Genomic DNA, 1521 nt, shown 5'->3' on the forward strand with positions numbered 1-1521 from the left:
CTCGGTGGCCTCTGCACGCGCCGCCCGCACCAGCGCCATGGCAGCCCAGGCGCTGGCGTCCAGCGCCTCTTCCACACTGGCCCCGGCCACATCGCGCAGCGACAACACCGCCTCCGGCCCCGCCACCATCGCCAGCGCCTGTACCAGGCGCCGGCGGGCAGCAGGCGAGAACTCGTCCGCGAGCGCCTCGACCACGGGAGCGATGTACTGCAGTCGCCGAGCCGGCCGCGGTGGCCGTGTGTCCGGGGTGTTGTCGAGCCACACGCTCATGAACGAGCGCTCCATCACGTGCAGCGCAGCTTCGTCCTGCAACAACAGGCGGTTGAAGTGACGCACGGCGCGGCCGATCGCTTCCACGAGGTCAATCCCGGGCTGGAAGAGCTGTGCCAGCGACGGCACCGAACGCTCGAACATGGCCTCGCTCAGCAGCGCCTCCACCGAGGCGTAGTAGCGGTACGCGGTGGCGCGTGACACCAGCGCCCGCTCGGCGACCTCGGCCAGCGTGGGTTGCAGGCCCTGGTCGTGCAGCGCCAGCGCGGCCTCAATGAGCGCACGCTGCGTGCGCCGGCGCTGGTTGGCTCGGCCCTGCGAATCGCCGCCGACCACAGGCGTCGGTGACACTGCAGCGGCCGGCTCGGCGGCGGCAACTCGAGGGGCGGATGCACTTGACTTGGTGGCAGGCATGATCTATCAATGAGACACATGTCTCATAAGGAGACGTAAGTCTCATTGTGGGCTTGTGTCCTTCGCCGATCCACCCCAGAGGAGTGAGCGATGAATGCCCTGACGCGCGAGCAGTTCGACCGCATGATTGACCGCCATTTCCAGTACGAGGCCGAGGACGACGTGGCCGGGGTGCTCAGCACCATGGCTGAAGAACTGGAGCACGAAGTGGTGGGCTCGCCCACCGGACCGGTGCACGGGCACGAGGCGGCGCACGCGTTCTACGAATCGCTCTTCGCCGATCTGCACGGCGAGAAGGTCACCTCACTGCGGCGCTACTACGGTCCGGACTTCATGGTGGACGAGAGCCTGTGGGAAGGCACGGCGCCGGGCATGCCTTTCGGCATCCCGGGCCACGGCAGGCGGTTGAGCTTTCGCCTGCTGCACATCTTCGACATGGCCGAGGACGGCCGCATTCGGCGCGAGAACGTCTGGTTGGACTTGGCGGCCATCCTGCGCCAGCTTGGAGCCGTGCCGGGAAACAACTGACTTCCAGTCATGCGCGCCCGTGTCGCTGCGAACGGTACGGTGCCCGAAGCTGCCTTGCTGGGCGACCATGGCAAAGCCGACACGATCAATACGCAGGCCCAGCAGCCGCGGGAAGTGCTTATCGATGACTTGCACGGCACGCTGAATGCTCCGTACCAGCGCCTGCGTGCGAAAGTGGTCAATCATCGACTGTCCGGCATGCAGACCGCGGGTGCCGCTGTGCTGTAGACGCGATGTGCTTCCAGGACGGGTTGCTGAAAGGCAACCGGGTCCGACCGGTTTTCAGGGCGAACTGCGGGGTGGTTGCTT

3 protein-coding genes are annotated in these 1521 nt (G+C 66.7%); 2 read left to right on the plus strand and 1 reads right to left on the minus strand.

Annotation, left to right across the window (positions count from 1 at the left end; genetic code table 11):
- Positions 1-621, minus strand: a 621-nt coding sequence (locus H537_RS0139710) for a TetR/AcrR family transcriptional regulator (RefSeq protein ID WP_029002260.1), incomplete at its 3' end; no start/stop codon positions are given.
- A 153-nt stretch (positions 622-774) separates the two neighbouring features.
- On the opposite strand from H537_RS0139710, the gene H537_RS0139715 reads away from it, so the two are divergent.
- Positions 775-1212 carry an ester cyclase gene (locus H537_RS0139715; RefSeq protein ID WP_029002261.1) on the plus strand — a complete coding sequence of 146 codons (438 nt, stop codon included), beginning with the start codon at positions 775-777 and terminating at the stop codon, positions 1210-1212.
- A gap of 9 nt (positions 1213-1221) precedes the next feature.
- The gene (locus H537_RS0139720) at positions 1222-1440 is read left to right on the plus strand and encodes a hypothetical protein (RefSeq protein ID WP_029002262.1); all 219 of its coding nucleotides are present in this window, start codon (positions 1222-1224) and stop codon (positions 1438-1440) included.
- The last annotated feature ends 81 nt before the right edge of the window (positions 1441-1521 follow it).

Origin of the sequence: Azohydromonas australica DSM 1124, from assembly GCF_000430725.1 — a bacterium.
Lineage (GTDB): Bacteria > Pseudomonadota > Gammaproteobacteria > Burkholderiales > Burkholderiaceae_C > Azohydromonas > Azohydromonas australica.